This window comes from Kribbella sp. VKM Ac-2566 (genome assembly GCF_004366005.1).
In the GTDB taxonomy this organism is placed as follows: domain Bacteria; phylum Actinomycetota; class Actinomycetes; order Propionibacteriales; family Kribbellaceae; genus Kribbella; species Kribbella pratensis.
This window is the reverse complement of record NZ_SODT01000008.1, coordinates 363568-384576: the sequence shown is the minus strand read 5'-3', so window position 1 is coordinate 384576 and position 21009 is coordinate 363568. Positions and strand designations below refer to the sequence as shown.

The 21009-nt window shown below is 68.1% G+C and carries 22 protein-coding genes; 9 read left to right on the top strand and 13 right to left on the bottom strand.

Annotated elements, in window-relative coordinates; genetic code table 11:
* Positions 1 to 59: 59 nt before the first annotated feature.
* The 3 genes from EV647_RS04865 to EV647_RS04855 are packed head-to-tail and all read right to left on the bottom strand — an operon-like array spanning position 60 to position 2122.
* Positions 60 to 782, bottom strand: a complete 723-nt coding sequence (locus tag EV647_RS04865; RefSeq protein WP_133998998.1) for a Sir2 family NAD-dependent protein deacetylase — start codon at positions 780 to 782, stop codon at positions 60 to 62.
* 15 nt (positions 783 to 797) lie between these two features.
* A complete protein-coding gene (locus tag EV647_RS04860; protein ID WP_133998995.1) occupies positions 798 to 1010 on the bottom strand; it encodes a sulfurtransferase TusA family protein in 213 nt (70 codons plus the stop codon).
* A complete protein-coding gene (locus EV647_RS04855; protein ID WP_202876040.1) occupies positions 1007 to 2122 on the bottom strand; it encodes a cysteine desulfurase family protein in 1116 nt (371 codons plus the stop codon). Before EV647_RS04855 ends, EV647_RS04860 begins: the two co-directional genes overlap by 4 nt.
* A gap of 94 nt (positions 2123 to 2216) precedes the next feature.
* Here EV647_RS04855 and coxB point away from each other — a divergent pair, with 94 nt between their 5' ends.
* The 4 genes from coxB to EV647_RS04835 all read left to right on the top strand — a co-directional run bounded on the left by coxB (position 2217) and on the right by EV647_RS04835 (position 6716).
* Positions 2217 to 3101 carry a cytochrome c oxidase subunit II gene (coxB, locus tag EV647_RS04850; RefSeq protein WP_133998992.1) on the top strand — a complete coding sequence of 295 codons (885 nt, stop codon included), beginning with the start codon at positions 2217 to 2219 and terminating at the stop codon, positions 3099 to 3101.
* Entirely contained in the window at positions 3098 to 4870 is a 1773-nt protein-coding gene (gene ctaD / locus EV647_RS04845) for a cytochrome c oxidase subunit I (RefSeq protein ID WP_133998989.1), read from the top strand. Before coxB ends, ctaD begins: the two co-directional genes overlap by 4 nt.
* Positions 4867 to 5262: a cytochrome c oxidase subunit 4 gene (locus EV647_RS04840; protein ID WP_131342187.1), complete on the top strand. Its 396-nt coding sequence runs from the start codon at positions 4867 to 4869 to the stop codon at positions 5260 to 5262. The genes ctaD and EV647_RS04840 overlap by 4 nt, the downstream gene beginning before the upstream one ends.
* A gap of 209 nt (positions 5263 to 5471) precedes the next feature.
* Positions 5472 to 6716, top strand: a complete 1245-nt coding sequence (locus tag EV647_RS04835) for an Ig-like domain-containing protein (RefSeq protein ID WP_238175144.1) — start codon at positions 5472 to 5474, stop codon at positions 6714 to 6716.
* 72 nt (positions 6717 to 6788) lie between these two features.
* Here EV647_RS04835 and EV647_RS04830 read toward each other — a convergent pair whose 3' ends face one another.
* Both EV647_RS04830 and EV647_RS04825 read right to left on the bottom strand, forming a co-directional pair.
* Positions 6789 to 7364 carry an HNH endonuclease gene (locus EV647_RS04830; protein ID WP_238177033.1) on the bottom strand — a complete coding sequence of 192 codons (576 nt, stop codon included), beginning with the start codon at positions 7362 to 7364 and terminating at the stop codon, positions 6789 to 6791.
* A gap of 171 nt (positions 7365 to 7535) precedes the next feature.
* The gene (locus tag EV647_RS04825) at positions 7536 to 8363 is read right to left on the bottom strand and encodes an alpha/beta hydrolase (protein WP_133998980.1); all 828 of its coding nucleotides are present in this window, start codon (positions 8361 to 8363) and stop codon (positions 7536 to 7538) included.
* 41 nt (positions 8364 to 8404) lie between these two features.
* Between EV647_RS04825 and EV647_RS04820 the strand changes: the two genes are divergently transcribed.
* Entirely contained in the window at positions 8405 to 8869 is a 465-nt protein-coding gene (locus EV647_RS04820; protein WP_133998977.1) for a MarR family winged helix-turn-helix transcriptional regulator, read from the top strand.
* A gap of 56 nt (positions 8870 to 8925) precedes the next feature.
* Here the strand turns inward: EV647_RS04820 and EV647_RS04815 are convergent, their stop codons facing one another.
* From EV647_RS04815 to EV647_RS04800, 4 genes are read right to left on the bottom strand one after another with little or no spacing between them, the layout of a single operon-like run.
* Positions 8926 to 10599 carry a cytochrome bc complex cytochrome b subunit gene (locus tag EV647_RS04815; protein ID WP_133998974.1) on the bottom strand — a complete coding sequence of 558 codons (1674 nt, stop codon included), beginning with the start codon at positions 10597 to 10599 and terminating at the stop codon, positions 8926 to 8928.
* Positions 10596 to 11621: a Rieske 2Fe-2S domain-containing protein gene (locus tag EV647_RS04810; protein ID WP_370342795.1), complete on the bottom strand. Its 1026-nt coding sequence runs from the start codon at positions 11619 to 11621 to the stop codon at positions 10596 to 10598. Before EV647_RS04810 ends, EV647_RS04815 begins: the two co-directional genes overlap by 4 nt.
* Positions 11622 to 11638: 17 nt before the next feature.
* On the bottom strand, positions 11639 to 12505 hold the full coding sequence (locus EV647_RS04805) for a c-type cytochrome (RefSeq protein ID WP_133998967.1): 867 nt from the start codon (positions 12503 to 12505) through the stop codon (positions 11639 to 11641).
* A complete protein-coding gene (locus tag EV647_RS04800) occupies positions 12502 to 13164 on the bottom strand; it encodes a heme-copper oxidase subunit III (RefSeq protein WP_133998964.1) in 663 nt (220 codons plus the stop codon). Before EV647_RS04800 ends, EV647_RS04805 begins: the two co-directional genes overlap by 4 nt.
* An 82-nt stretch (positions 13165 to 13246) precedes the next feature.
* Between EV647_RS04800 and EV647_RS04795 the strand changes: the two genes are divergently transcribed.
* The 3 genes from EV647_RS04795 to trpD are packed head-to-tail and all read left to right on the top strand — an operon-like array spanning position 13247 to position 15692.
* On the top strand, positions 13247 to 14164 hold the full coding sequence (locus tag EV647_RS04795; protein ID WP_133998960.1) for a cytochrome c oxidase assembly protein: 918 nt from the start codon (positions 13247 to 13249) through the stop codon (positions 14162 to 14164).
* Between the two features lie 46 nt (positions 14165 to 14210).
* On the top strand, positions 14211 to 14630 hold the full coding sequence (locus EV647_RS04790) for a response regulator transcription factor (protein ID WP_133998957.1): 420 nt from the start codon (positions 14211 to 14213) through the stop codon (positions 14628 to 14630).
* Positions 14631 to 14636: 6 nt separating this feature from the next.
* Positions 14637 to 15692, top strand: coding sequence for an anthranilate phosphoribosyltransferase (gene trpD / locus EV647_RS04785; protein WP_133998953.1), 1056 nt, complete (start codon positions 14637 to 14639; stop codon positions 15690 to 15692).
* Positions 15693 to 15739: 47 nt separating this feature from the next.
* On the opposite strand, the gene EV647_RS04780 is transcribed toward trpD, so the two are convergent.
* Both EV647_RS04780 and EV647_RS04775 read right to left on the bottom strand, forming a co-directional pair.
* Positions 15740 to 16414: a hypothetical protein gene (locus EV647_RS04780; protein ID WP_238175141.1), complete on the bottom strand. Its 675-nt coding sequence runs from the start codon at positions 16412 to 16414 to the stop codon at positions 15740 to 15742.
* A complete protein-coding gene (locus tag EV647_RS04775; RefSeq protein ID WP_133998947.1) occupies positions 16387 to 16707 on the bottom strand; it encodes a hypothetical protein in 321 nt (106 codons plus the stop codon). The genes EV647_RS04780 and EV647_RS04775 overlap by 28 nt, the downstream gene beginning before the upstream one ends.
* Before the next feature lie 520 nt (positions 16708 to 17227).
* Here EV647_RS04775 and EV647_RS04770 point away from each other — a divergent pair.
* Positions 17228 to 17464 carry a hypothetical protein gene (locus EV647_RS04770; protein ID WP_133998944.1) on the top strand — a complete coding sequence of 79 codons (237 nt, stop codon included), beginning with the start codon at positions 17228 to 17230 and terminating at the stop codon, positions 17462 to 17464.
* 103 nt (positions 17465 to 17567) lie between these two features.
* Here EV647_RS04770 and EV647_RS04765 read toward each other — a convergent pair whose 3' ends face one another.
* Together EV647_RS04765 and EV647_RS04760 are read right to left on the bottom strand one after the other, a co-directional pair.
* A complete protein-coding gene (locus EV647_RS04765; protein ID WP_133998941.1) occupies positions 17568 to 20516 on the bottom strand; it encodes a hypothetical protein in 2949 nt (982 codons plus the stop codon).
* Positions 20517 to 20644: 128 nt separating this feature from the next.
* Positions 20645 to 20932 (bottom strand): Lrp/AsnC family transcriptional regulator, encoded by a 288-nt coding sequence (locus EV647_RS04760; protein WP_133786133.1) that lies wholly within the window; start codon positions 20930 to 20932, stop codon positions 20645 to 20647.
* Positions 20933 to 21009 lie beyond the last annotated feature (77 nt).

The window sequence follows — 21009 nt, the reverse complement described above, 5'->3', positions numbered from 1 at the left end:
CCGACTCACCCTGCCGGGGACGGTAGCCGCCGCCTTTTACCGTGAGGAGGGCTCAAATGTCACGGTAAGGTCACGAGGTCCGGCAGTGTGGTCTCGATCGGAGTGCGCAGCACAGTCGTGGCCTGCTCGTCGTACGGCGTCGGCTGTGCGTTCAGGATGATCAGAGGCTTTCCGGCGTTCAGTGCGAGGTCGCAGAGACCAGCCGCCGGGTAGACCTGCAGCGACGTGCCAATGGCCAGGAACAGGTCGGCTGACTCGGTGGCTGCGACAGCTCGGTCCAGCACGGCCCGGTCGAGGGACTGGCCGAACGAGACGGTCGCGGACTTCAGGATGCCGCCGCACACCTCACAGGCCGGGTCCTCGTCGCCTGACTCGAGTCGGGGGAGTACGTCGGTCATGGGGACCTGGCGCTCGCACTGGAGGCAGTCGACGTACCGGACCGTGCCGTGCAGCTCGTGGACCAGCTCTGGTGACGAGCCGGCCTTCTGGTGCAGCCCGTCGACGTTCTGTGTGATCAGACCGGTCAGACGGCCCTGCCGCTCCAGCTCGACCAGAGCGAGATGACCCGGGTTCGGCTCGGCTGTCCACGCCGGAACGGCCAGCCGGTGCTTCCAGGTCGCCACTCGCACCTCGCGACTGGCGACGTACTCGTCGATGTCGAACATCGCCTCCGCGGCCGGGTTCTTCGTCCACACGCCCTGCGGGCCCCGGAAGTCGGGGATGCCCGACGCCGTCGAGATCCCGGCTCCGGTCAGTACGGCGATGCGTTCGGCCTCGATCACACCTCAAACGGTATGTCAGCTCACCCGTCGTACGACGTACTGGTCTTCCCCGGCCGACACCAGCTCCTGGGAGCGCATCCGGCACCACGCCGGGATGTCGGTCGCCGCGGCCGGGTCGTCGGCCAGCACTGTCACCGTGTCGCCTACGGCAACTGTCGGTAGCGTCTTGGCCAGTTTGATCACCGGGAGTGGGCAGAGCAGACCACGGCAGTCCAGGTCGACATTCACATGCCCACCTCCGCCCGGATCCGCTGCACCAGTCCTGGAAGCACCGCACAGAACCGCTGCACCTCGTCATGGGTTGTGTCGCGCCCTAGAGACACACGGACGTTGCCGTGAGTCAGGACGCCCATCGCTGCGAGTACGTGCGAGGGCCGGAGCGTGCTCGACGTACAGGCGGAACCGCTGGAGACAGCGAACCCCTCGGCGTCCAGTGCGGTCACCAGCGCCTCACCGTCCACATAGAGACAGGAGAACGTCAGGATGTGCGGCAGACGGTCGTCCGGGTCACCTACTACCTCGACATCGGGGATGTCCGCGGCCACACGGCGCCGTACCTCGTCGATCCAGGCCCTGTGCCGCTTGTCGAGCTCCTCCGCCTCAGCCAGTCGCGCCTGCAGCGCAGCGGCCGCGGCCAGCGCGTTGGGGACGTTCGGGAATCCGGGGGAGAGGCCGTCCTCCCGCTCGTCCATCGGCCACGCCGGTGCGATGCGCGTGCCCTTCTTCACAGCCAGTAGCCCGATACCCGCCGGGCCGCCCCACTTGTGCGCGCTTGCCGCGAGCACCGACCAGCCCGTGGGTACGACGTCGTGCCCGACCGACGCGGACGCGTCAACGAACAGCGGTACGTCGCCTGCCGCCGCAGCCGCCGCTTCGATCGGCTGACGCGTCCCCACCTCATGGTTCGCCGACTGCAGCGCGGCCACAGCCACACCAGGTCGCCGTACGGCGTCTGTGAAGGCATCCAGCTCGACCCGCCCCAGCCGGTCCACGCCGACCTCGGCAGCCGCCTCCCCAGCCGTGTGCAGTACGGCGGAATGCTCGACCGCACTGTGCACGATCGTTGCCCCGACCCGGCTGCGCGCGGCCCGTACCGCGGTCAGGCCGCTCTGGATCGCCGCCGTACCGGAGGTAGTCAGGTACAGCTCGTCCGGCCGCACGCCGACCGCCTCCGCGAGGACCGCGCGGGCGTTGTCCACCAGCAGCCTGGCGGTCCGGCCCTCATGGTGCAGACGCACCGGATCCGCCCATCCGGAATCCACTGCCGACAGCAACATCTCCCGCGCCGCGGGGTGCATCGGCTCGGCCGACGCGGCGTCCAAGTACGTACGCTCGCTCACACGGGAAACGCTAAGCCCTACCTATGCGCGGAGACGCGAATGGTGTCCAGTAGTGTTTGGTCGTCAGTCTCACTTGGGAAGGGAAAGGCGCCCCGTGGGTTCGAACGGCACGCCCGGAGTGGAGGAGCGACCGGCAGGTTCTGCCGGCGCCACACGACCGGCGAAGCGTCGCCTGCTGGTCGGCAGTGCAGTGGTGCTCGGCACCCTGCTGCTGACCGGTTGCTCGACGGCGACCACTGAGCAGTGGAAACGACTCGGTCTGCCCGAGGGCGCATCGGACCGGACCGAGGCCATCCGCAGCCTCTGGATCGGGGCGTGGATCGCCGCCCTGATCATCGGCGTGATGGTCTGGGGCCTGATCCTGTGGGTCGTGGTGCGGTACCGCAAGCGCAACGACGACGCACCCCGGCAGGTGCGGTACAACCTGCCGCTCGAGGTGCTCTACACCCTGGCCCCGTTCGCGATCATCGGTGTGCTGTTCTTCTACACCGTCGAGCACGGCAACCAGGTCACGAAGATGGACGCCAATCCGCAGCACACCGTGAACGTGGTGGGCCAGCAGTGGCAGTGGACCTTCAACTACAAGGACACCGTCGACGGGCAGCAGGGCGTCTGGGAGACCGGCACGCTGGACAAGCCGGCGACCCTGTGGCTCCCGGTGAACGAGTCGGTCCACTTCGACCTGACCTCGCCGGACGTCATCCACTCGTTCTGGGTGCCGTCGTTCTACTTCAAGCTCGACGTGATCCCGGGCAAGACGAACAAGTTCGAGCTGACCCCGACCAAGACCGGCACCTTCGCCGGCAAGTGTGCTGAGCTCTGCGGGCTCTACCACAGCCGGATGGTCTTCACCGTCAAGGTGGTCTCCCGCGACGAGTACGACGCACACCTGAAGGAACTGGCCGCCAAGGGCCAGACCGGAGCCGCAACCGGCGGCGCCGACGCCACCACCATTCCCGGTACAGGGGGCGAGAAGTGACCGACTTCGCCGAGCGCACCGGCGCTATCGGTAGCACCAGCGCGCTGCCCCGCCGGCGCAGCAAGGGCGCGTTGCTGGTCAAGTACCTGACCACGACGGACCACAAGCTGATCGGGCACATGTACCTGATCACGTCGTTCGCGTTCTTCCTGATCGGCGGCGTGATGGCGCTGCTGATCCGCGCCGAACTGGCCAAGCCGGGCCTGCAGATCGTGAACGAAGAGGTGTACAACCAGCTCTTCACGATGCACGGCACGATCATGCTGCTGCTGTTCGCGACCCCGCTGTTCGTCGGCTTCGCGAACGAGATCATGCCGATCCAGATCGGCGCGCCCGACGTCGCGTTCCCGCGGCTGAACATGTTCAGCTTCTGGCTGTTCCTGTTCGGCGGCCTGATCACGATCAGCGGCTTCTTCACCCCGGGCGGCGCGGCCGACTTCGGCTGGTTCGCCTACGCCCCGCTGTCGAACGCGGTCCGTTCACCGGGTGTCGGCGGCGACCTGTGGATCATGGGTCTGTGGATGGCCGGTCTGGGCACGATCCTGGGTGCGGTCAACTTCATCACCACGATCATCACCATGCGCGCTCCCGGCATGACGATGTTCCGGATGCCGATCTTCACCTGGAACATCCTGGTCACGTCGATCCTCGTGCTGATCGCCTTCCCGATCCTGGCGGCGGCGCTGCTGGTGCTGGAGGCGGATCGAACACTCGGGGCCCATGTCTTCGACGCGGCCAACGGCGGCCCGATTCTCTGGCAACACCTGTTCTGGTTCTTCGGGCATCCAGAGGTGTACATCATCGCGCTACCGTTCTTCGGCATCGTGACCGAGATCCTGCCGGTGTTCAGCCGCAAGCCGGTCTTCGGCTACATCGGTCTGGTCAGCGCGACCCTCGGTATCGCGGTTCTCTCGGTGGCGGTGTGGGCACACCACATGTTCGTCACCGGCGCGGTGAACCTGCCGTTCTTTTCGTTCATGACCTTCCTGATCGCGGTCCCGACCGGCGTGAAGTTCTTCAACTGGATCGGCACGATCTGGGGCGGGTCAGTCTCGTTCGACACCCCGATGCTCTGGTCGGTGGGCTTCCTGACCACCTTCCTCTTCGGCGGTCTGACCGGCGTCATCCTGGCCTCGCCGGCCCTGGACTACCAGCTGTCCGACTCGTACTTCGTGGTCGCGCACTTCCACTACGTCGTGTTCGGCACCGTGGTGTTCGCGATGTTCGCCGGGTTCTACTTCTGGTGGCCCAAGTTCACCGGGCGGATGCTCGACGAGCGGCTCGGCAAGCTGCACTTCTGGCTGCTGTTCATCGGCTTCCACACCACGTTCCTGGTGCAGCACTGGCTCGGTGTCGAGGGCATGCCGCGGCGCTACGCGTCGTACGGCGCCAACGAGGGCTTCACCACGCTGAACGAGGTGTCCAGCGTCGGCGCCTTCATCCTGGGCGCGTCGATGCTGCCGTTCTTCTACAACATCTACAAGTCCCGCAAGACGCCGCTCGTGGGTGTCGACGACCCGTGGGGCTGGGGCCGCTCGCTGGAGTGGGCGACCAGTTCGCCGCCGCCGCGGCACAACTTCGAGAGGCTGCCCCGGATCCGTTCGGAGTCGCCGGCGTTCGACCTGCACCACGCCGACCTGGCGCTGGCGGAGTACCCGGACAACCGGGCCGGCGAGGACAACCTGCTGGACGCGGGTGAGGACCAGGGCCGCGTCGAGCATCTCGAGGAGCTCGCGAGTACCGAGGACGACGGGAAGGACAAGGCGTGAAGGTCGAAGCCTGGGTCTTCGGGATCCTGAGTGTGTTCGTGCTCGTCGTCACGCCGATCTACTGGCTGATGTCCGAGGACCCGACCGGCACCACCGCACTGGTGATGACGTTCTTCCTGTCGCTGCTGGTGGCGTTCTACCTGAGCGTCACCGCCCGGCGGATGGACGCCCGGCCCGAGGACCGCAAGGAAGCGGAGATCGTCGAAGGGGCCGGCGAGCTCGGCTTCTTCCCGCCGTACTCCTGGTGGCCGCTGTGGTGCGCGCTGACGCTGGCGGTGGTTGTCCTCGGCGTCGTCTTCGGCTGGTGGCTGTTCATCGCCGGCTGCGGGATCGGCATCGTCACGCTGAGCGGGTTCATCTTCGAGTACTACCGCGGTGACCACGCTCACTAGTTGCTCACTAGTTGAGAGTCGTACGAAAAACGCCGTCCGGGAACGAACCGGGCGGCGTTTTCGTGCGTCTGTAGTACTGCGAACGGGTACAGAGAGTCGTGGACTGTACCGGAACGGCTCGTGCGGATGCACAGAAATGTCGCCGCGGCAGGTTACCCTTACCGCGGTCTGACTAAACAGGGGAGAACTGGGGAATGGTGAGCGGTTCGGTGAGGAAGCACGGCCTTGCCGTGGCGGGGATCTGCGTCCTGCTGCTGGCCGGCACGGCCTGTAGCGACACAGAGGCCGGCGGCGGCTCTGGCGGGCAGTCGACGCCCGGCACGTCCACGTCGCAGAGCAACTCGCCAGGTGCCTCCAGCACCCCAGGGAACTCGACGAGCCCGTCGGAGACCCCGGCGTCGGCCAGCATCGCGATCGTGCCTGCCAAGGGCGCCTCGTCGGTGCAGCCGGACAAGCCGGTGACGGTGACCACCACGGCCGGCAAGCTGACCGCGGTCACGCTCAAGGACGACGACGGCGACAAGGTGACCGGCAGCTTCAACGCCGACAAGACCCAGTGGACGTCGTCGCCGCAGCTCAAGCCTGGCGCGACGTACACAGTGAGTGGCTCGGCCGAGGGCACCGACGGTGCCACCGTGCCGATCAGCTCGACCTTCAAGACGCTGAAGGCGTCGAAGAGCCTGAAGGCCTCGGTCGTCCCGCTGAACGGTGAGACGGTCGGCGTCGCGCTGCCGATCCAGATCTTCTGGAACAACCCGGTCAAGGACCGTGCGGCAGTCGAGAAGCGGCTCTCGGTGAAGACCTCGGTCCCGGTCGACGGCAGCTGGCACTGGGTGAACAGCAAGCAGGTCAACTACCGCCCGAAGAACTACTGGCCGGCCGGCACCAAGGTGACGGTCGACATCGGCACCCTGGGCGTCAACGCCGGCAACAACACGTGGGGCACCGCGAGCCGGACCATCGCGTTCACCATCGGCAAGTCGGTGGTCACCAACGTCAACGTCAAGAGGCACACCATGACGGTGACGATCAACGGCAAGCTGGCCCGGACCATCCCGATCACCGCCGGCAAGGACGGCTTCACCACCCGCAGTGGGGTGAAGGTGATCATGGAGAAGTTCACGGTGAAGCGGATGGACGCGGCGACGGTCGGCCTCAAGCCCGGCGACCCGGAGTACTACAACATCCCGGACGTAAAGTGGGCCCAGCGGGTCACCAGCTCCGGAGAGTTCATCCACGGCGCGCCGTGGTCGGCCGGCAGCCAGGGCAGCTCCAACGTCAGCCACGGCTGCGTCGGCATGAGCCTCAAGGACGCCCAGTGGTACTTCAACCAGACCCTCCGCGGCGACCCCGTGATCGTCACCGGCACCACCCGCCACATGGAGCCCGGCAACGGCTGGACCGACTGGAACACCACCTGGGCCGCCTACAAGGCCGGCTCCGCCCTCTCCTGACACACCAAGACGCAGCAGCCTCCTCACCGCATGCCCGCGGGCAGGAGGCTGCTGTGTTTCACCGTGGCTGGTTCAGCCCGCAGGTACGTCGGCCAACGCGAAGTCGGCGGCTTGTCGGAGGACAGCCTCGTCGGCCTTCCATCGCGAGCGCCGAGTCTCGTCGGCCCTCGATCGTGAGCCCTCAGCCTCGTCGGCCTTCGTTCGTGAGCGCTGGGTGATGGCCACGACCGGGTCGCCGGCGGGGTGATCTGCCCTCCGTCGGTGACGGCTGCGGTGCTGTCTGGGTGATGGTTCTGCCCAGCTCGGGCGCGCGACCTCGACCAGGCAGTCGGTGATCGTGACGCTCCACTGACCGTGATGCAGGTCGACGTGGTGGCGCCGGCACAAGAGCACGAGGTTGGAGGTCTTCGTCTCGCCACCGTCGATCCAGGAGCGCAGGTGGTGCGCGTCGCACATGATCGGCGGGACGCCACAGATGACGCAGCCCTGGTCGCGGGCGTTCAGCGCGCGACGCATCGCCCGGGTGACCAGGCGTTCGCTGCGGCCCACGTCCAGGGGCTCGGAGTTCGTGCCGAGCACGAGCGGGATGATCCGTGCGTCGCAGGCCAGCCGTCGGACGGTTGCGGCCGACAATCCGTCGCCGTACACCAGCTGTCCGCTCGCGACCGGTACGTCTCCCGGCGGGCGGCCTCGGCTTCCAGCGCGTCGAGAGTCGACAGCAGTTCGCTGCCACTCATCGACCACACCGGCCGCTCGCCCAGGAGTTCCATGGCATCGACCCTAGAACGCCCGCCCGTCGACCGACGAGCCAGAATCCCCTTATTTTGTGGGCAATTCGTGGGCCCACGCAGCCCACACCTCGTCCGCATGGAGGGACGGGAGGGAGTGGTGGGTTGCGGTGTCGAGTTGTACGACGGTTGCGGCGGGGGAGAGTGTGGTGACTCGGCGAGTCAGGTGGGCTGCGTTGTGGCTCTTGCTGCGGCCCGCGACGAAGACCAGGGGAGCGAGTTCTCGCAATTGGTCGTCCGTGGGGCGTTTGGTGCGGACGAACGGGGTGGAGGGCTGCTCTGCAGCCAGTCCGGCCAGTTCCAGGACCTGGGGATCGATCGGAAGCCCTTGCGTCTCCCAGCGCAGGAACGACATCGTGCGCTTCCGGGACGGCCGCAGCAGGCCTGGCAAAGCTCTGAGGATGTAGGGCACGCGGAGGCCGGCGTAGCAGTCCGTCGGGTCGAGCAGGGCCAGGCGCTCGACGCGCTCCGGGTGCGCGATCGTGTACGTGAGTGCGATCCAGGCGCCGTACGAATGACCGCACAACGCCGCCTGGCTGATGCCGAGTCCGTCGAAGGTGTTCGTCAGCCATGTGTGCAGATCGGCCGGCGTCTTGGGCGTCCGGCCGCTGTTCGTACTGCGCCCCGCGTCGACGATCAGGTCGATCGCGTAGACGCGGTACCGCCCCGCAAGCCGCGGCGCGAGGGCGAACCACACGGGTGACGTCGCGCCGTGCCCCGGAAGCAGTACGACGGGTTGCCCGTCAGCGGGTCCGCACGCGTTGACGTGGGTCGTACCGAACTCGTCGGTCAGCTCGAGTTGCTCGACCGGCACGTCCCAGCGGGCGAGGAGAGCGTCGTACGTGTCCTGGAAACTCATGCTGCCGAGGATAGCTCACTCAGTGAGGTAAATTGTGGGGCATGCGTGAAGGAGTGACACCAGCCGACCCGGCACGGGCCGCCGCACTGGACGTGGTGCACCTGCTGCGAGAGGTCGCCTTGCGGTACGACCGGGCGGTCGGAGAGTTCGCCCGTACGGCGGGCTTGCACGGGACCGACGTACGCGCGCTGGTGAGCCTCCTGGACGCCGAACGCGCCGGAGTAGCGGCCACGCCTACATGGCTCGCTCAGCAGCTCGGAATGACCTCTCAGGCGACGACGGCAGTCATCCACCGCCTGGAGGCCGCCGGCCACGTCGAACGCCTCAGAAGCCGCACAGACGGTCGCAGCGCCCGCCTCCAGGTCTCCGACACCGCTGTAGCCCTCGGCTGGCAGTTCTTCGGCCCGCTCCTGGACCGGCTGATCATCACCACCCAGGCACTCGACCCGAGTCAGCAGACGCTGGTGAAGGACTATCTCACCGCGGTCACCGACGCGCTCGGATAAACGAAAGAGCCCCGGCCGATCGGCCGGGGCTCTTTCAGTACGACTTCAGGGCGACGTCAGGAGCGGTCGCTGGTGACCTCTCGATAGGTCTCCGTGTCCTCCGTCAGCTCGTGGATCTCGTCGGCGTCGTGAGCGTGCTCGTGCGCCGCCTCGAGCTCCTGAGTGGTCGGCTTCTGTACGGCGTCGGCGAAGTAGAAGCGGGAGAGCGCGGCACGCGCCTTGTGCAGCGCCCGACGCGGGGCGCGGACGCCGTTCTCGTCGGTCTCCGGGCCGATCTCGTGCGGCACGAGCCGGTCCCGCGCGGTGATCGAGTACGCCTCGTACGTCGAGATCGGCTGGTGCTTCTCGGTGTACTTGCCCTCGGGGGAGCGCATGATCACACCGGTCTCCAGGCCGTGCAGCAACCGGTCCTGGTCCGCCCGCTGCAGCGAGATCGCCCAGCGGCGCGCGACCCAGAAGCCCAGGATCGGGCCGAGGATCACCGCGAACCGCAGGAACCAGGTCACGTGGTTCAGCGACAGGTTGAAGTGGGTGGCGATCAGGTCGTTACCGCCGCCGATCCACAGCATCGCGTAGAACACGATGAACGCGACGCCGATACCGGTCCGGGTCGGCATGTCCCGCGGCCGGTCCAGCAGGTGGTGCTCGCGCTTGTCGCCGGTGATCCAGCCCTCGATGAACGGATAGAGCGCGACCAGCGTGACGAACGCCGGTGGCACGATCAGCGCCGGGATGATCAGGTTCCAGCTGAGGGTGATGCCCCAGAAGTGCGACTCGAAGCCGGGGAATATTCGCACCGAGCCTTCCAGCCAGCCCATGTACCAGTCCGGTTGCGCACCGGCGGTCACCTCGGCCGGGTTGTACGGCCCGTACAGCCAGACCGGGTTGATCTGCATCAACGCGCCCATCAGCGCCGTGATGCCGAAGACCACGAAGAAGAAGCCGCCGGCCTTGGCCGTGTACACCGGGAACAGCGGGTAGCCGACCACGTTCTTCTGGGTCCGGCCGGGACCGGCGTACTGCGTGTGCTTGTGGTACACGACCAGGAACAGGTGCGCCGTGACGAGCGCCAGGATGATGCCCGGGATCAGCAGCACGTGGACGATGAAGAATCTGGAGACGAAGTCGTCGCCGGGGAACTCACCGCCGAAGATGAAGAAGTTCATGTACGTGCCGACCACCGGTGATGCCTGGATCATGCCGTTGGTGATCCGCAGACCGGTACCGGACAGCAGGTCGTCGGGGAGGCCGTAGCCGATGAAGCCCTCGACGATGCCGAGGAACAGCATCCCGAAGCCGATCAGCCAGTTCAGCTCCCGCGGCTTGCGGAACGCGCCGGTGAAGAACATCCGCAGCAGGTGCACCATCATCGCGGCGATGAACAGCACGGCCGCCCAGTGGTGGATCTGCCGCATCAGCAGACCGCCGCGGACGTCGAACGTGATGTCCAGCGTGGAGGCGTACGCCTCCGACATGTGCAGACCCTTGAGCAGGCTGTACGAGCCCTGGTACTCGACCTCGGCCATCGAGGGCTTGAACCAGAACGTCAGGAAGGTCCCGGTCAGGATCAGGATGATGAAGCTGTAGAGCGCGATCTCGCCCAGCATGAAGGACCAGTGGTCCGGGAAGACCTTCCGCAGGTTCTTCTTGCCGATCTTCGCGATGCCGAGGCGATCGTCGACCCACTTGACCGGTCCAGGGAACTCTGTGTTTGTTGACACTGTTGTCACCCTCGTTCGAAGAAGCTCGGGCCGACCGGCTCGGTGAAGCCGCTCTGCGCAACCAGGTAGCCCTCACTGTCCACTGCCAACGGTAGCTGAGGCAGCGGCCGGGCAGCAGGGCCGAAGACGACCTTGGCGCTGTCGGCCAGGTCGAACGTCGACTGGTGGCACGGGCAGAGCACGTGGTGCGTGGTCTGCTCGTACAGCGAGATCGGGCAGCCGACGTGGGTGCAGATCTTCGAGTAGCACAGGATGCCGTCGACGCCCCAGTTCTCCCGGCCCGGCTTGGTGCGGATCTCGCTCGGCTTGATCCGGACCACGATCACCGCGGCCTTCGCCTTGGCGTTCTGGTACTCGACCGCGCTCTCCTCCTGCAGCGGGGCCAGGTTGGCCGGCGCCGCGTTGACCAGCTGGCCGACGATCAGGTCGGACGGCTTGATCGGGCGGTCGGTGACGTCGTTGACGACCCGGATGCCCTTCGCCCAGATCGTGTTGTACAGCGCCCGGCCCGGCAGCGGGCCGAGGTCGCGGAGCAGGATGACGGCCGGCAGGCCGAGGACGCCGAGCGCGCCGATCAGCGAGTTGCGGATCATCTTGCGGCGGCCGAAGCCGGACTCCACCGTGCCTTCCTTGAAGGCCTCGGTGATCTCGGCGATCTGCTGCGGCGAGGAGTGCGCGGGGTGGCGCTCCTCGGAGATCTCCTCGTCGACCATCAGCTTCTTGGCCCACTGGATCGCGCCGGCCCCGATCAGGAACAGCGCGAGCCCGATGCACAGGCCGATGACCATGTTGTTCGCGTTGCCGGACAGCGGGCCGAACTCGAGGATCGAGTCCCGCGGGATGGCGAAGTACGCGACGCAGGAGCCCACCACCAGCAGCGTCGCCAGGCCGAACATGCCCGACACCTGGCGCTCGACGCGGTCGGCCGCCTTCGGGTCGATGTCGGTGATCCGCGGCTCGTGCGGCTCCAGACCCGGGTCCGGGATCGGTTCGGCCACCTCGACGGCGCCGTGCTCGTCCTCCGGCTTCACCGGCAGATTCTTGTCACTCACTTGGCCTTCGCTCCCTTGGCCTTGACGCCCTTGGCGCCGATCCAGACCGCTACCGCTACCAGCAGGCCGATGCCGACGAACCAGCCCCACAGGCCCTCGGACACCGGGCCGAGCCGGCCGAGTCCGAAGCCGCCCGGGTCCTTCTGGGTCTCCAGCGCCTTCAGGTACGCGATGATGTCGCGCTTGTCCTCCGGCTGCATGACCTGGTCGGAGAAGACCGGCATCTGCTGCGGGCCGGTCAGCATGGCCTCGTAGATGTGCTTCTCACTGACACCCATCAGCGACGGCGCGTACTTGCCGTTCGGCAGCGCGCCGCCACGACCGGCGAAGTTGTGGCAGGCCGTGCAGTTGGTGCGGAACAGCTCGCCGCCACGGGTGACCTGCTCGTCGGTGGCCTTGCTCACGTCGTACGACTCCGAGCCCGGGACCGAGGGGCCGGGGGCCAGCGAGGCGACGTACGCCGCCAGGGCCTCGATCTCCTCCTGCGAGTACGCCGGGGCCTTGCGCGGGATCTGCGCGCCCGGCTGCATCGCCGGCATCCGGCCGGTGCCGACCTGGAAGTCGACCGCGGCCGCGCCGACGCCGATCAGCGACGGGCCGGCCATCTTGCCCTCGCCGTTCCCGCCGCCCTCGGCGTTCAGGCCGTGGCAGCTGGAGCAGCCGACCGCGAAGAGCTTCTTGCCCTCCTCGATCTGCTGCGACTGGGCCGAGTTGTCCGCCACCGCGTTGTCAGGGGCGAAGGCGGCGTACGCCGACCCCACTGCCAGGAGGCCGAACAGGAGCACGACGAGGCCGGCGGACCGGTGCCGTCGTCGCGCGGAGAGAAAGCGCGCCGGTGACAAGGAAGGTCTCTTCTCACTCATTTGAGCAGGTAGATGGTCGCGAACAGGGCGATCCAGACCACGTCGACGAAGTGCCAGTAGTACGACACGACGATCGCCGTCACGGCCTGTTCGTGGGTGAACTTACGAGCCATGTACGTCCTGGCCAGGACGAACACGAAAGCGATGAGGCCGCCGGTCACGTGCAGACCGTGGAAGCCGGTGGCCAGGTAGAACACCGACCCGTACGCGTTCGACGAGATCGAGATGCCCTCGTGCATCAGCTCGGCGTACTCGGTCACCTGTCCGGCGATGAAGACGGCACCCATCAGGTACGTGAGGATGAACCACTCACGCATGCCCCAGTTCCGCGGGTTCGCCAGCGAGCCGACCCGGCCCACCTTGCCGTGCTCGGCGGCGAACACTCCGGCCTGGCAGGTGAACGACGACGCGACCAGGATGAACGTGTTCACCGAGGCGAACGGGACGTTCAAGTGGTGCGTCATGACCTCCCACAGCGTCTCCGTGCCCGGAGCGGCTGCGGCGGTCGTCACCGACCGGATCGTGAAGTACGCCGCGAACAGGGCGGCGAAGAACATCAGTTCGCTCGAGAGCCAGACGATCGTGCCGACACTGACCATGCTGGGACGGTCGTGGTGTCCGTGTTCACGAGACGCTGGGAGCGCGGTTGCAGTGGCCACGCGGTCATTATGTCGGTCCTCGTATCAACTGACACGACCACCCCCATGCATGTCGGCAACTAATGGTTTCTACTGTGGAAGCGTGCTTCCCCTTCACGCCACGCCCGGCGACCGGATCGAGCCGCTGACGCCGGTCCGGTTGCTGACGGCATGGACCTTCGAACCGGTGTTACTCGCCGTGATCGTCGTCCTCGCCGCGGTCTATCTGTACGGCGTCCACAAGCTGCGCAAACGCGGTGACAAGTGGTCCCGCGGCCGGACGTTCGCGTTCGTCGGCGTCGGGCTGGGAAGCGCCGTGATCGCCACCCAGTCGGCGCTCGGCACCTACGACACGGTCCTGATCAGCGTGCACATGGTGCAGCACATGATCCTGTCGATGCTGACGCCGCTCGCGATGGCGCTCGGCGCGCCGGTCACGCTGGCGCTCCGGACGCTGCCGCGGCAGCCGCGGAAATGGTTGCTCTCCGTGTTGCACTCGCGGTTCGCGAAGGTGATCTGCTTCCCGATGATCGGCTTCACGCTGTTCGTCCTGAGCCCCTGGGTGCTCTATTTCAGCGGCTGGTACGACGCCACGCTCCGGTCGACCGTCCTCCACGACCTGCTGCACGTGCACTTCATCCTGGTCGGCTCGCTGTTCTTCTGGCCGCTGCTCGGGCTCGACCCGGTGCCCGGCCGGGTGATCTACCCGTTCCGGCTGATCCTGACGTTCCTCACACTGCCGTTCCACGCGTTCCTCGGCATCACGATCATGTCCGCGGACAAGCTGATCGCCGAGGACTGGTACACCAGCTTCGGTCGCTCCTGGTCGCCGTCGCCGCTGCGTGACCAGTACATCGCGGGCGGTCTGCTGTGGGGCTCCGGCGACATCGTGGGCGTGGTGTTCTTCGCCGTACTGTTCGTCCAATGGGTGCGTGAGTCACAGCGTGAGGCGCGCCGTGAGGACCGCCGCCTGGACCGGTTGGAGGAACAGGCTCGCCGGGCCGGACAGGCGCCCCGGTAGCATTCCGGGTGTCCAGTCGTCTTTTGAACAAGCTTGGGATGGATCGATGAGTTCAGAGCGTCCGCTGAAGGTCCTGGTCTACAGCGACGACCGTACGACGCGGGAGTCCGTCCGGCTGGCCCTCGGCAAGCGGCCGACGGCCGATCTGCCCGAGCTCGAGTACGTCGAGTGCGCCACCGAGCCGGCCGTCATCAAGACCATGGACAAGGGCGGGATCGACCTGGCCATCCTGGACGGCGAGGCCGTCCCGGCCGGTGGCATGGGGATCGCCCGGCAGCTGAAGGACGAGATCTTCCAGTGCCCGCCGGTGCTCGTCATCACCGGCCGTCCGCAGGACGCGTGGCTGGCGACCTGGTCGCGGGCCGAGGGCGCGGTGTCGCACCCGATCGACCCGATCAAGCTGGCCGAGGTCACCGCGGACCTGCTCCGCCAGCGGCTGGCCAAGCTGCCTGCCACCACCGCCTGACGCGCCATGTCCGATCCAGGGGCCGCCTACAGCTGGCCTCAGGTGCTCAATCCGCTGCTGCGGCATGAGGACCTGGAGGCGTCCGCCACCGCGTGGGCGATGGAGCAGATCCTGTCCGGCGCGGCCTCGCCCGCGCAGCTCGCCGGGTTCGTGATCGCGCTGCGTTCCAAGGGCGAGACGGTGACCGAGGTCGAGGGACTGGTCGCGACGATGCGCGACTTCGCCACCCGGATCTCGGTGCCCGGCCGGACGCTAGACGTCGTCGGCACCGGCGGTGACCAAGCCCACACCGTGAACATCAGCACGATGTCCGCGATCGTCGCCGCGGGCGCCGGCGCGAAGGTGCTGAAGCACGGCAACCGCGCGGCGTCGTCGGCCTGCGGCGCGGCCGACGTCCTCGAGGAACTGGGCATCCCGCTCGACCTGACCGCGGAGCAGGTGGCCGAGGTGGGGGAGCGGGCCGGGATCACGTTCTGCTTCGCTCCGGCGTTCCACCCCGCGTTGCGGCATGCCGCCGTACCGCGCCGTGAGCTCGGGGTGCCGACCACGTTCAACTTCCTCGGTCCGCTGGCGAATCCCGGCAACCCGTCGGCGCAGGCGGTCGGCGTCGGCGACGGGCGGGTCGCCGGGCTGATGGCCGGCGTACTGGCGCGGCGCGGGATCGATGCGCTGGTGTTCCACGGCGACGACGGGCTCGACGAGCTGACCACGCGTACGACGTCGCAGGTGTGGGTCGTCGGCGGCGGCAAGGTCGAGGGTCCGATCACGCTGGATCCGCGGGAGCTGGGCATCGAGCCGGTGTCCGCGGACGCGTTGAAGGGCGCTGACGCGACGTTCAACGCGAAGGTCGTGCGCGCACTCGTCGACGGCGAGCCGGGGGCGGTGCGGGACGTCGTAATGCTGAACGCCGGCGCAGCGCTGGCGGCGTACACGCCGGAGACCGGCAGCGTGACGGAGCGGATCCGGACCGGGATGGACCGCGCGGCCGAGGCGATCGACTCCGGGGCGGCGAAGGACGTGCTGGACCGGTGGATCGCTGCTTGCGCCGAGGTGCGCGGCTGAGGTTGCCACAGCAGAAGGGCCGGCGGGTGACTTCCCGCCGGCCCTTTCTACTTGCTCAGCTTGATCTGGGAGACCTTGTAGCGCCAGACGTTCTGCCAGGCCGGGGTGGAACCGGCGATGTCGGCGATCGACACCGCCGCCGTACCGTCACCGCGGTCGACCACCGCGATCATGATCGTGGAGAACGTCTCCGGCAGCTTCGGCACCTTGACGGCGACCTTCGCGACGAGCTCGTGGCCCGGGTGGCCGTTGACCGAGATCGCCTTGTGCGTGGCGCTGCCCTTGATGACCTGCGCGTCCTTGTCGTACAGGTTGTAGAGCGCGCGGCCGCCGACCTGGATCGACGCCTGCTTGAGGCCGGCGGCGGTGTTCGTGTACGTGATGTCCGGCGGGAGTTGGCCGAAGGCGACGTAGTTGCCCCAGCTCTTGCCTTTGTCGTAGTTGCTGTGCACCGTCAGCCAGATCGCGGCGCCGCCCCACAGGCCGGCGCGCTCGTAGTTGTTGCCCCAGGCCGAACTCATGATCGGCATCGTGTCGTTGTTCGCAGCAACCATTTCGGTCCCGAGGACCTTGCCGAACGGCGTCGGCGTCTTCGTCGGCTTCGCCGACGGATTGACCGTCTCCATCGGCTTCCCCACGGTGGGCAACGGCACCGGGGAAACGGCCTCGGCCTTGGTCCAGACCCATCCCACACTCAAGCCGGTCGCAGCCAACGCAGCCACCACGAGAACCACAGCCCCAATGGCCCGAGCCCGCCCGTTACCCCCCGCTCCAGCAGCATGCCCAGCCGAGTGCGCCCCGGCCGTACTCGCACCGTGCCCACCCGAGTGCCCACCGGGAGTACCTGCACGGTGCCCGGCTGAATGCGCTCCCGCACCCTGTCCACCTGCTTGCGCGCCCGCCGACCAGCGCCCCTGCCCACCGGACTGACCGGCACCGTGCGCACCAACCTGCCCACCGACGGCCCCAGCACCTTGCCCAGCGCCATGCCCGCCCGCAGCAGCACCTTGCCCACCGGGCGCTCCAGCACCCTGCCCACCGGGCCCAGCACCCCCGGCCGCTCCAGCACCTTGCCCGGCCGCTCCCGCGGTGTACGGTCCAGCCGCCCGCGAGATCACCTCGGTGAACGCCAACGGCCCACCCTGCGGCCCACGCTGCTGAGGACCCTGCGGACCGCCTTGGTGAGGACCCTGCGGCCCAGCCTGCTGTCCGCCCTGCGGCCCACGCTGCTGAGGACCCTGCGGCCCGCGCTGCTGAGGAGTCTGCGGACCGCCGTTCGGTGAGTTCTGCTGACCGAACTGCGGCCGGCCAGGCTGAGGCCCGGTCGCCTGCTCCTGCCAGCCACCGGGCCGCTGACCCGGCTGCTGCACACCCCACATCTGCCCCGGCTGTGCAGGACCCGGCTGTCCCGGAGGTGATTGTGGTTGCCCGGCTTGCGGTTGGCCCGGCTGTGCCTGTGACGGCTGCCCCGGCTGACCTGGCTGAGGCGGTACCGGCCGCTGGCCCCCGTACTGCGGACCAGCTGGAGGAGCCGCGTGCTGCGGCCGCACATGCTGCCCGCCAGCCTGCTGCGGACCTGGCTGCTGGCCACCCGACTGCGGCGCGCCCGGCCGCGGCGCGCCCGGCCGCGGTGCGCCGGACTGTTGTGTGCCCGGCTGCTGTGGCTGCTGGGGGTTCGCCGGCTGCGGCGGTTGGCTGGTCCAGTGCTGTTGTGGTGGGGCTGCGTGCTGCGGCCGGACCGGTGGCGGGGGAGGCGGCGCCGGGGCAGGTGACTGCCCGAACAGCGCATCCGACGAACCGTCCTGTCCCGGGCGTGCGGAGCTGTCCGGCGTGCCCTCCGGGGTGTTGGGGCGCGTCGGGTTCTGGTCTTCGTTCTCAGCCAACGTTGATTCCTAGGTAGGCCTGGTCCGCGGCCTTCTTCAGGTCCGGGCGGTTGTTCGGGATGCCGCTGATGTACGCGACCGCGGTCCCGTCACCGAGGTCGAAGACGGCCACCGTCAGGGTAAGCACCCGATCGGTCACCGCGGTCGTCGTCGCGGTCACGGTCTGCTGGAAGACCCAGCCCGCCTTCTCCGTCCGCTTCACGGGACCGTTGGCGACCGTCTTGAAGGTCACCGGGATGTTGCCGTACATGTTTTCGCGCAGCTTGATCGACAGCGACGCCGCGGTCGCCTTGGGGTCGCCGTTGAACCCGGACCCGGTACCGAGCGCGCCGACGAAGATGTCCGCGCTCCAGTCGTCCCCTTCGACGACGTCTTCCTTCAGCACGATGCGCTGGCCGTTCGAGTTGATCAGCTGCTGGACGAGGCGCTTGCGGTCCGACCACGGCGGGTTGCGGCGCGGGAACGAGATTGCGTCCGACGCGATCCGCCCGGCGCCCTCGTGCAGCTTCGGGTCCTTCGACTGACCGGGCTTGGTGCTGGACTGGTTCGTCGGAGAGGGCGAGCCGCTCTGCGTCGGCGTACCGGTCGGATCGGGGTTCGCCGTCGTGTCGTCGCCCTTGGTGAGCAGTACCACCGCGGCGACGATCAGCAGCACGACCGCGACACCGCCGGCGATGATCAACGGCATCTTCCCGCCGAACGGACCACCACCGCCGGAGCTCTTGGACTTCTTCTTGCTCTTGCCGTCCCGCTTGCCGACACCGGTACTCAGGTCGGTCTGGCCGCCCCAAGCCTCGTTGCCGTCGTCACCCCAGGCACGCTGCGTCTGCTGATCGCCCCACGGCTGCTGACCACCCTGCTGCACTCCAGCACCCTGCTGGACGCCCCACTGCGGCTGCGCGGTTTGCTGCACGTTCTGCTGGTTGCTGGGCTGCTCTACAGGCCAGGACTGCCCGCCCCACGACTGATCGCCGCCCTGCTGGCCCGTCTGCGCGCCTGCGGTTGCCTGCTGCGAGCCCCACACCTGTCCCGGCTGCGCAGCGGGTGCCGCGCCGGTGCCCTGGCTGCCAACCTGCTGTCCGTTCCAGTTCTGGTCCTGAGCAGGCGTCGGCTGCTGAGGCTGATCGCCCCAGAGCTGCACCGGCTGGTCCGGAGCAGTGTCCGGCGCTCCTGGCACGGTCCAGAGGGGAGCGGCCTGCTTCGACGTCTTCGGGTCAGCGTCGTCCGCAGTCTCGACACCCCACGCGGGGATGTCAGTAGCCTCCTGGTCCTGCTCGTCTCCGGACTGGCTTCCCCAGTTCGGCTGCAGGCCGGCCGCCTCTGCCTCATCCGCCGCCTGCTCCGCAGCCAGCTCGTCCGCAGCCAGCTCGTCCGCGGCCCGCTCATCAGCCACCCGCGCCACTTGCTCGTCCGCGACCTGTGCCGCTTGCTCGTCCGCTGTCTCAGCGGCTCGGCCGTCCGCGGTCTGCGGTGCTTGTGCGTCGGCCGCCTGCTGACCGGCCGCCGGTTCGGGGGCGAGCTTGAGGGTCCAGCCGCTGGACTGTTCCTCCGGCTGTACGTCGACGTCCGCCGCTGCCTGTGCTGCTTCGAACTCCGAGATCTCGCGCTGCGTCCAGTGGTCCGGTGGCGCGGGCGCCAACTCCGGTGCACCCCAGGTGGCGCGGGCACGATCCGCCGCGCTCAGTTCCTCTTCAACAGACGCCGAGGACGCAGCCTCACCAGCAGCGGCCGAGGACGCAGCAGCAGCAGGAGCGGCCGAGGGCGCAGGTTCACCAGCAGACGCCGTGGGCGCAGCGTCAGTCTGTGCGGACGGGTCCGGCTGCGCCGGGGAGACTGCGCGCAGGCGTGCGCCGCCGGATGCAGGCGCGTCGTTGCCCGTGGACGGTGAGCTCCACAGTTGCGGGGTGGGGGCAGGCTGCCACCATCCGCCTCCGCTCGCTTGGTCGGCCTGAGCCGCGTCGCCGGCGCCGGTCTCCTGCACCGCCCGCAACCCGGGCGCCTGCGACTCACTCTGCACAGGCTGAACGGGCTGTTGCTCGGCGCCCCAGTTCTGAGGGGTCGCTTGCTGCGGGGTTTGGTCCGGCGTGGGCTGGTCGTACGACGTGAACTGGTCGGCTGACCAGGGCTGCTGGGTGGCGGTCCATGGCTGCTGCGGCTGGTCGGCGGGGGTGGACTGTTGCTCCGGCCACGGCTGTTGTGCGGACCACGGCTGCTGGTGGGACTGCTCGTGGGTGGGCGCGCTCGGGTTGCCCTGCTGGGGCGACTGCTGCGGCGTCGGCTCCGGCTGAGTAGGCCAGGACTGTTGCTGGGTCTGCTCGGTGTCTGGGTTGGGCTGGTCGTAGGAGCTGAACTGGTCGGCCGACCAGGGCTGCTGGGTGGCGGTCCACGGCTGCTGCGGCTGGTCGGCGGGGGTGGACTGTTGCTCCGGCCACGGCTGTTGTGCGGACCACGGTTGCTGTTGGGTCTGCTCGGTGTTCGGGTCAGCCTGCTCGTACGAGCTGAACTGGTCCGCCGACCACGGCTGCTGATCTGCTGTCCAGGGCTCCTGGTTACCTGACCACGGCTGCTGCTGAGTCTGCTCGGTGTCTGGGTTGGGCTGGCCGTACGACGTGAACTGGTCGGCTGACCATGGCTGCTGAGCGGACTCGGGCTGCGCGTTCTGCTCCGCGGGCCAGAACTGTTGCTGGGCAGGCTCGGGGTCTGGCTGGGTTGGCCGGGGCTGTTGTTGGGCGGGCTCGGTCGGCTGCGAAGAGGCGGGCTCCGCTGGGTGTGGGGTCGGTGTGGGGTCGTCCTTGGCCGTGGACTCTTCGGCTGCCGCGGCCAGGGCCGCGGCCTCGTCCTCGTGTGCGGTTTTGTTGGTCCACTTCTCCCCGTTCCAGAAGCGGATCGTGTGCGGCTGGCCGGTGGGGTCGGGGTACCAGCCGGCGGGCGGGTTGCTCATCCGCGTCCTCGCTTCGGCACCGGCGCGAAGGCGCGGACCTGCTCGGCAAGAAACTGACCCCGGACGTTCATGTATTCACCGTAACTTCAGCTCGTGTCAGTCGGATCGGAAGTCCAGTCCCGCAGGACCTAGATCCCGTCCTCCTGGCCCAGGCTGAAGGCGGCTTCCAGGTCGTGGCTCGAGTAGGCGCGGAACGCGATGTGCGTCTCGGTGCTCAGCACCCCCGGGACCCGGTTGACGTGCTCGGGGATGACGGTGGCCAGGTCGTCGTGCCGCGCGACCCGGACGAGGGCGATCAGGTCGAGCCCGCCGGTCACGGAGTACACCTCGCTGACGCCGTCGATGGCCGCCACCTGCTCGGCGACCTCAGGGATCCGTGCGACGTCGGCCTTGATGAACACGATCGCGGTGACCATGCCGTCCTCTCCTAACACCCGTCCAGAACTCACACCTCAATGGGCCGAAGCATAGTGTGGCCGAGGCGCCGCACCGC

Bases quoted from the DNA above. Each gene is read 5' to 3' on its own strand.
- EV647_RS04825 (WP_133998980.1), bottom strand. From the start codon at position 8,363: ATGAGTTTCCAGGACACGTACGACGCTCTCCTCGCCCGCTGGGACGTG.
- EV647_RS04820 (WP_133998977.1), top strand. From the start codon at position 8,405: ATGCGTGAAGGAGTGACACCAGCCGACCCGGCACGGGCCGCCGCACTG.
- EV647_RS04760 (WP_133786133.1), bottom strand. From the start codon at position 20,932: ATGGTCACCGCGATCGTGTTCATCAAGGCCGACGTCGCACGGATCCCT.
- trpD (WP_133998953.1), top strand. From the start codon at position 14,637: ATGTCCGATCCAGGGGCCGCCTACAGCTGGCCTCAGGTGCTCAATCCG.
- EV647_RS04790 (WP_133998957.1), top strand. From the start codon at position 14,211: ATGAGTTCAGAGCGTCCGCTGAAGGTCCTGGTCTACAGCGACGACCGT.
- EV647_RS04765 (WP_133998941.1), bottom strand. From the start codon at position 20,516: ATGAGCAACCCGCCCGCCGGCTGGTACCCCGACCCCACCGGCCAGCCG.
- EV647_RS04805 (WP_133998967.1), bottom strand. From the start codon at position 12,505: ATGAGTGAGAAGAGACCTTCCTTGTCACCGGCGCGCTTTCTCTCCGCG.